The organism is Ruminococcus sp. AF31-8BH, assembly GCF_003460605.1.
Classification (GTDB): Bacteria; Bacillota; Clostridia; order Lachnospirales; family Lachnospiraceae; genus Blautia_A; species Blautia_A acetigignens.
This window is the reverse complement of the sequence record NZ_QTVN01000004.1, coordinates 288,926-297,382: the sequence shown is the minus strand read 5'-3', so window position 1 is coordinate 297,382 and position 8,457 is coordinate 288,926. Positions and strand designations below refer to the sequence as shown.

The window sequence follows — 8,457 nt, the reverse complement described above, 5'->3', positions numbered from 1 at the left end:
AATAGGGTGAGGGCTTGACCTGAGTGCTAAGCACGAAGGTCGTTCCATCGAACGAAGTGAGATGGAACTTCCGATTTATTCGCAAGGTTGAGAAATGATTCAAAAGATTCCAAAGAGGATGTAACATGTATGTAGTTTTGAAGGTACAGTAAATGAAACGGTAGCCGATTGGTTATCGTTTTTTATTGTCCAAATTCTTAAAAATCAAATCATCCTTTCTATATCAATTATGCCGCATATTTTGCAGAATTCCTTTTTTCAAACACGGTCCAGAGAAAAATAAAGGTTACAATTAATAATGCCCAATTTAATATAGTAGAAAAAAGAAGTTCTTATAATTCCCATTACAGACTTATTTTCATAAGAAAGGAGCATTTCCATGAAGAAACTCCCAGCCCCAATTTTTATAACAATAGCAGGCATTTTAACATTGACAGCCGCTCAGCCAGTACTGGCTGAAGATACGGAAGTCTTGTCTGTGCAGACCGAAAATGCAGCAGACCAGAATCAGGAAAATGATCTTTCAAATGCAGACGTCATTTCCTGTGGAGCCCCCAACTGGCGCAATGGCATTATTGAAGATCAGACCTTCCAGACCCAGCTTTCCGAATACACTGGAGATGTATGGTTTGCATCCTATGCTCCGGCTGACGGAGAAAAAGATGTAATTTTCAAAATCATCCAGAATGAAGAACCTGTGGAAACCTTGGACAGTTTGGTGACGCCTCCAGTGCTCAGCTATGGCTTTACCAAGTTAGATGCCATCAGCTTTGTAGACTACAATGAGGATGGAAACACGGATATCCTGGCAATTAAGACATTTGGTGACATTGCAGTTCCTGTAGTTTACGAAGGAACCCCAGGCAGTGAGAAGAATTTCACGTTAAAAACCGGTCTGTCTGTACGGGCGGCAGCTGGTGCGCAGAGTATGACTATTGCAGGCGTACTGGATTATCTGAAAACAGTAGCAAAGGAACAGTGGACTGCAGTAGATACACTTCCAGAGGGAACTCCCTCAAATTTTGTTTTCGCCAGCGGTGTAGGTGCATGGAGCACAATGCTGAATCTGAATCAGGACGGAAGCTTCAGCGGTTCTTTCTCAGACAGCGATGTGACAGCAGGCGAAGGCTACAGCTACACCATGTACTGCAGTGATTTTACCGGGAAGTTTACAGAGATAAAGAAACTTAACGACCACGTATACTCCATGCAGCTGACAGATCTTCAGCTGGAACAGGAATCTGGAACCCAGGAAATTATAGATGACTGTCTGAAAGTTTATTCAGAACCATACGGTTTGGTCCCTGGATCCGAATTTTATCTGTATGTCCCGGAAGTCCAGTCCTCAGAACTTCCTCTGCAGGTTCCAGAAGGTTGGAGCGGTGTAGAATACAGCAGCAATGATCCAGATCTTCTTACCAGCTATATCCTGTACAACATTGAAGGGGATGCCCCATTTGGCGGATACGAATAAAAGGTAATTTCCTATTGAAATAATAGGAATTAAAAGGTATAATCTTCTGTAGATGGATTCTGCCGCTGACACAGGCAGAATCACAGAGCAGGAGGAATTGAAATGAGAATATCCACAAAGGGTAGATATGCAATAAAGTTAATGCTTGACCTGGCTACCAATGATAATGGGGAACCGATCAGGCTGAAGGATGTAGCGCGCAGACAGGAGATTTCCGAGAAATATCTGGAGCAGATCATTTCCGTATTAAATAAGGCTGGCTATGTGAAAAGTGTCCGCGGCCCTCAGGGCGGCTATTCCCTGCAGCGCAGACCGGAGGAGTACACCGTAGGAATGATCCTTCGCCTTACCGAAGGGTGCCTCTCTCCTGTAGACTGCGTAGCCCCAGACGGAGCCGGCTGCGAGAAAGGCGACGCCTGCGTAACACGTATTCTCTGGAAGAAGATTGACGACGCCATCAACGAAGTAGTAGACAATATTACATTAGGAGACCTCCTCGACTGGCAAGCCGCCAGCGCAGACGACTACGTAATCTAATAAACTAAAACTTAGTTTCAGCGAAGCAACACATTAATTTCCACAAAGCAGCATATTTTCAACAACCAGATTTCCCCCATGTGTGCCGGGACAGACAATCCCGAAATTCGTCATTGTTTGTCCCGGCACACATGGGGGAAATCGTCCGTTTTGATTAACTAATCCCCTCATTTTCAAATAATCAACTCCCCCAACAAAACTCCCCTCCAGTCCGTCATCACGGACACAGTCCCCCAAAAGTCCGCCTCACAAACACACATGCCCACATTGTACAGAAAAAAGTTCACAATTTAGACAAAAAGTTCTTTACTTTACAGCGGTGATGTGCTATTATACGAAAAGCAGATATAAGACGTATAATTAAAAAGTCTTAGATCTATTTTCGAGAAGAGGAGGAAATGATTATGAAAAAGTCAAAAGCAGTAATTTCCCTTTTGACAGCTTCCGCAATGACAGTAGGTCTCATGAGCACTGGCACCGTAGCTTTTGCAGCAGAAGAAAGCACATCTGACCTGAATGTTATGCTGGAAACTCCGGTACAGTCCCTTGACCCACAGCAGGCTACTGATGGAACATCCTTTGAGGTAATCGCAGACTATACCGATGGTCTTATGCAGATGGACTCAGACGGACAGGCAGTTCCGGCCATTGCAGAGAGCTATGATTTATCAGATGATGGACTTACCTATACTTTCCATCTTCGTGACGACGCACAGTGGAGCAACGGTGATCCTGTAACCGCATCCGATTTCGTATTCGGATGGCAGAGAGCAGTAGACCCGGATGTAGCTTCCGAGTATGCTTACATGTTAAGCGACATTGGCCAGGTTGAGAACGCAGCAGAGATCATCGCTGGTGAGAAAGACAAATCTGAGCTTGGTGTTACAGCAGTTGACGACAAGACACTGGAAGTTAAGCTGAACGTTCCGGTATCCTATTTCCTGTCACTGATGTATTTCCCAACATTCTATCCTGTAAACGAAGCATTCTTTGAATCCTGCGCAGATACTTTTGGTACAAGCCCGGAGACAACACTTTCCAACGGTGCATTCGTACTTGATACCTATGAGCCAGCTGCAACAGAGATTCACCTCACAAAGAACGCTGACTACTATGATGCAGACAACATTTCCCTTCCGGGACTTAACTATCAGGTAATTCAGGATTCCCAGCAGGCTCTTATGAGCTATCAGACAGGCGACCTTGATCTTACACTTGTAAACGGTGAGCAGGTTGACCAGGTTGAAGATGATCCTGAGTTCATGACAATCGGTGCTGGATATCTTTGGTATGTAAGCCCTAACATCTCAGCTGTTCCAGAGCTTGCGAACTTAAATATCCGTCTTGCTATGACAATGGCAATCGATCGTGAATCCATCACAACAGACGTTCTGAAAGATGGTTCCCTTCCGACTTACACAGCAGTACCTATGCAGTTTGCTGCAGGTCCAGACGGATCTGACTTCTCTGAAGATCAGGAGAAATTCTCCGATGTTTGCACATATGACGCAGAGAAAGCTGCTGATTACTGGGCAAAAGGTCTTGAGGAACTTGGCGAGACAGAGGTTGAGCTTGATATGATCGTTGACGCTGATGATGCACCTCAGAAGGTTGCACAGGTTCTGAAAGAGCAGTGGGAGACAGCTCTTCCAGGATTAACTGTAAACCTTACAGTAGAGCCTAAGAAACAGCGTGTTGAGGATATGCAGAACGGAACCTACGAAGTAGCGCTTACCCGTTGGGGACCAGACTATGCAGACCCAATGACTTACCTTGGAATGTGGATTACAGACAACTCCAACAACTATGGTCTGTGGAGCAGCGAAGAGTATGACTCCATCATCGCAGAGTGCACAACTGGTGACCTTTGCACAGACGCTGAAGGACGTTGGGCTAGAATGTATGACGCAGAGAAACTTGTTATGGATGACGCTGTAATCTTCCCGCTTTACACACAGGCAAACGCAGAGATGATGTCCAGCTCAGTAACTGGCGTAGACTTCCATCCATGCGCACTGAACCGTGTATACAAAAATGCAGTAAAATCTGAATAAGTAATCAATTGAATAACTTCAGCCGCACTAGGGTTTTACCCGGTGCGGCTTTTGAAGTAATAATGCCGTTGCCATCCGCAGAACAAATAAGAACCAACCTGTTTATTCTGTGGATTGCAACGAATGAACCCAAGGAGGAACTGTCGTGAAAAAATATACGCTCAAACGAGTTTTAACTTCCTTCTTTACACTGCTGGTAATCCTGCTGGTGCTGTTTATCCTGATGCAGCTCATGCCAGGTTCCCCGTTCAATGATGAGAAGTTAAATGACGACCAGCGTGCCGCGCTGTACGTAAAATACGGTTTGGATCAACCCGTAGTTGTCCAGTTTGCAAATTATGCCAAGAATATGTTAAAGGGTGACCTTGGCGTCAGCTACAACATTTCCAAGAACACCCCGATTTCCCAGATGATCCAGACAAGACTTCCTATTTCTATTGGAATCGGAGGACTTGCTGTAACCATTGGAGCCATTGTGGGCCTGCTATTGGGACTATTGGCGGCCTTGAAGCATAATACCATATGGGATTCCCTGGCCACCATCATATCGGTTATCGGTGTGTCGGTGCCGTCCTACGTATTTGCCCTTGGTCTTAGCTACAGCCTTGGTTTCCGTCTCCAGTGGTTCCCAATGCTGTATAAGGCAAACAATGCGGGCATGTCCAGCGTGCTGCCAAGTATCGCGCTATCCATGTTTACTATGGCATCCATTGCACGTTTTACCCGAAGCGAAATGCTGGAGGTTCTGGGCAGTGACTACATGCTTCTGGCAGAGAGTAAAGGTATTTCCGGATCCGCACTGATTTTCCGTCATGCACTTCGAAATGCCCTGATCCCGATTATTACCGTTCTTGCTCCATTGATCGTAGACCTGATGACTGGTTCTTTGGTAGTAGAAAAAATCTTCGCAATCCCTGGAGTAGGAAGCCTTCTGGTAAATGCCATCCAGTCCAATGACTACAACGTGGTCATTGCCTTAAGCTTTATTTATTCCGCAATGTATATTGTAATTATGCTGGTTGTAGATATTCTCTACGGTGTGATCGACCCGAGAATCCGACTTGCAAAGAAAGGAGACTGACATCATGGAAAAAAGCACCGCAGCAGAAAATGTTCAGGCAGCATACGTTCCTGTAGAATCTGATTTCCGCCTGAAAAACAATGCAGAAGAGATCGGCATTGATTCCAACTTTGCGGCACAGAGCTTCTGGAAAGATGTCCTGCTCCGCTTCGTAAGAAAAACAAGCGCCATTGTTGGTCTGATTCTGATCATCCTCATTACCATCATGGCAGCCATTGGTCCGGGTATGAACGGCTATACATATTCCGGCCAGAACTTAAATGAAAAGAACTGTGCACCCCGTGTAAAAGCTCTTGAGAAATTTGGTATTTTCGATGGAAACGAAAATTTCAATACCTCAAAAGGAACCAAAACCATTAACAATTACGAAGAAAAAGGCCTTACCGATGTTTATTACTGGTTCGGAAGCGACAACTTAGGCCGTGACATCTGGACAAGAACCTGGTCTGGAGCCCGTGTTTCCCTGATCATTGCAATCGCAGCAGCCATCATCGATATGCTCATTGGTATGAGTTATGGTCTGATCTCCGGCTATTTTGGCGGAAGAGTGGATATGGTCATGCAGCGTATCCTGGAGGTTGCCAACGGTATTCCGAGACTTGTTATCGTAACCCTGATGCTTCTGGTATTTAAACCTGGTATCTTGACCATCGTCATTGCCCTGATGCTCACGGAGTGGATCGGCATGAGCCGTATTGCCCGTGCAGAGATGCTGAAATTAAAAGAGCAGGAGTTCGTACTTGCATCCAGAACACTTGGTGCAGGCAGCTTCTTCATTATTTTCAAAGAAGTACTTCCGAACATTATCGGACCGATCATCACACAGGTAATGTTCTCCATTCCTACCGCGATTTTCACAGAGGCATTCTTAAGCTTCGTAGGACTTGGAATTCCGGTACCGCAGTGTTCCCTGGGATCTCTGATCTCCGACGGATTTAACTTCTTTACCACTCATCCCTATCAGATCATCCCGCCGATCATTGTTATGGCACTTCTGATGCTCAGCTTCAACCTTGTAGCTGACGGCCTTCGTGAGGCACTTGATCCGAAATTAAAAGAAATGTGAGGTGATTTTCAATGTCAGATGAAAGAATTCTTAATATCAAAGACCTGGATATCACCTTTTCCACAACAGCAGGAACGGTACACGCTATCCGAGGCATCAACATTGACCTTTACAAAGGCGAGACAGTTGCCATCGTAGGTGAGTCCGGTTCCGGTAAATCCGTTACCATGAAAGCTGCAATGGGAATCCTTGCATCCAATGCAAAGGTAGAAAAAGGAACCATCGAGTTCAGCTATCATCATGCAGACGGAACTCCTGAAACAGTAGATATCCTGACAAAAGACAAAAAATGGATCCGCAGACATATTAACGGCAAGCGAATTGCCATGGTATTCCAGGATCCTATGACCAGCCTTGATCCGACTATGACCATCGGAAAACAGATTATGGAAGGTATGCGCTGGCATTTCAAAACCCCGAAGAAGGAAGCATGGGACCGTGCAGTAGAGCTTCTGAGAGAGGTTGGAATCGAAGAGCCTGAGAAGCGTATGAAGAATTATCCCCATCAGCTTTCCGGCGGTATGAGACAGCGTGTGGTAATTGCCATTGCCCTGTCCTGCAACCCGGATCTTCTGATCTGCGACGAGCCGACTACCGCTCTTGACGTTACCATCCAGGCGAAGATCATTGAGCTGATCAAGAAGGTTCAGAAGGAACGTGGAATTTCCGTAATCTATATTACACATGACCTTGGAGTTGTTGCCAAGGTTGCAGATTTCATCAACGTTATGTACGCAGGAAAAATCGTGGAAAGAGGAACTACCAACGAGATCTTTTACGATCCGCGCCATCCATATACCTGGGGACTTCTTTCCTCCATGCCGGACCTGGATACGGACGATGAGAGACTGTACACCATTCCGGGATCCCCGCCAAACCTGCTTCATGAAAAGCCTGGCGATGCTTTTGCACCCCGTAACCGCTACGCCCTGGAGATCGATGACAAGTTAGAGCCGCCGATGTTTCAGATCACAAAGGATCATTTCGCAGCAACCTGGCTTCTTGATCCAAGAGCTCCGAAGGTGGAAATGCCAGTGGAGTTAAAGAACCGAATCGAAAGAATGAAGAAGGAGGCCGAGGAACATGGCTGTAAATTATAATGCTGAGCCGATCCTTACTGTGGATGGATTAAAACAGTACTTTAAGGTGAGCAGCAGCTTTACCGTACATGCAGTAGAAGACGTTTCCTTCAAAATTTATCCTAGGGAAACCTATGGTCTGGTTGGAGAGTCCGGTTCCGGAAAGTCCACCATCGGAAGAAGTGTCATCCGCCTTTATGACCCCACCGCAGGAACCATTAAGTTCAACGGTATGGATATCGGCGGCAAGATGAACAAGGAAACCAATAAGGCATTAAGAACACAGATGCAGATGATTTTCCAGGACCCTATGGCATCTCTGAATCCCCGAAAAAAAGTTCGGGATATTCTGGGTGAGGGTCTTGATATCCATCATATGTACAAGAGCAAAGAGGAGAGAGAGGAGAAGATCAAAGCCATTCTGGCAAAGGTTGGTCTTGCTCCGGAGCATGCGGCAAGATACCCGCATCAGTTTTCCGGCGGACAGAGACAGCGTGTCGGCATTGCCCGTGCGCTGATCATGAACCCGAAGCTGATTATTGCGGATGAGTGTATTTCTGCGCTGGATGTTTCTATTCAGGCGCAGGTGATAAACCTGATGAAGGATATTCAGCAGGAAACAGGTACTGCGTATCTGTTTATTGCCCATGACCTTTCTATGGTAAAATATATTTCAGACCGTATCGGAGTTCTTCATCTGGGACATTTGCTTGAGACAGGTACTACGGAGGAGATTTTCGAGAATCCAATGCATCCGTATACCAGAAGCCTTCTTTCCGCAATCCCGTCCCCGAACCCGGCTGTGGAGAAGAACCGTGTTGCGGAGACTTATGATTATAAGACTTCAGGAATCAATTATGGGGAAGGTACTTATCACCATATTGGCGGAACACATTATGTGAAATGTACGGACGCGGAGTTTGAGAAATTTAAGAACATGCCGAGACTGGAGTATTAAGATTATCGCTAGCCGGACGCGCTTTCACAATGTATATTCACCGCAGGTCGTCGCAACACTCCAACGAGCTAACTGCCAACTACGACTAAACATCTCAGGAGAGCCTTCGATGTTAAGTCTTCGTAGGCAGTGGATCTCGTTTACGTTAAAAGCGCTCCTGAAATGACCTGCTACATGAATATACATTGCAAAACCGCTGGTTATCGAC

At 45.9% G+C, this 8,457-nt stretch carries 7 protein-coding genes; all 7 read left to right on the top strand.

All coding sequences use genetic code 11. The annotated features are described in order from the left end of the window. Positions 1 to 379 precede the first annotated feature (379 nt). The 7 genes from DWZ38_RS07345 to DWZ38_RS07315 all read left to right on the top strand — a co-directional run bounded on the left by DWZ38_RS07345 (position 380) and on the right by DWZ38_RS07315 (position 8,249). Positions 380 to 1,474: a hypothetical protein gene (locus DWZ38_RS07345; protein ID WP_117851287.1), complete on the top strand. Its 1,095-nt coding sequence runs from the start codon at positions 380 to 382 to the stop codon at positions 1,472 to 1,474. A 102-nt stretch (positions 1,475 to 1,576) separates the two neighbouring features. Further along, complete coding sequence (locus DWZ38_RS07340) at positions 1,577 to 2,011, top strand: Rrf2 family transcriptional regulator (RefSeq protein WP_021926532.1); 435 nt, start codon at positions 1,577 to 1,579, stop codon at positions 2,009 to 2,011. Between the two features lie 404 nt (positions 2,012 to 2,415). After that, a complete protein-coding gene (locus DWZ38_RS07335; protein ID WP_021926533.1) occupies positions 2,416 to 4,065 on the top strand; it encodes a peptide ABC transporter substrate-binding protein in 1,650 nt (549 codons plus the stop codon). A gap of 145 nt (positions 4,066 to 4,210) precedes the next feature. Continuing rightward, on the top strand, positions 4,211 to 5,146 hold the full coding sequence (locus DWZ38_RS07330; RefSeq protein ID WP_021926534.1) for an ABC transporter permease: 936 nt from the start codon (positions 4,211 to 4,213) through the stop codon (positions 5,144 to 5,146). Positions 5,147 to 5,150: 4 nt separating this feature from the next. Then, positions 5,151 to 6,212 carry an ABC transporter permease gene (locus tag DWZ38_RS07325; RefSeq protein ID WP_021926535.1) on the top strand — a complete coding sequence of 354 codons (1,062 nt, stop codon included), beginning with the start codon at positions 5,151 to 5,153 and terminating at the stop codon, positions 6,210 to 6,212. A gap of 11 nt (positions 6,213 to 6,223) precedes the next feature. Next, positions 6,224 to 7,312: an ABC transporter ATP-binding protein gene (locus DWZ38_RS07320; protein ID WP_021926536.1), complete on the top strand. Its 1,089-nt coding sequence runs from the start codon at positions 6,224 to 6,226 to the stop codon at positions 7,310 to 7,312. Next, complete coding sequence (locus tag DWZ38_RS07315; protein WP_117851284.1) at positions 7,296 to 8,249, top strand: ATP-binding cassette domain-containing protein; 954 nt, start codon at positions 7,296 to 7,298, stop codon at positions 8,247 to 8,249. The genes DWZ38_RS07320 and DWZ38_RS07315 overlap by 17 nt, the downstream gene beginning before the upstream one ends. Positions 8,250 to 8,457 lie beyond the last annotated feature (208 nt).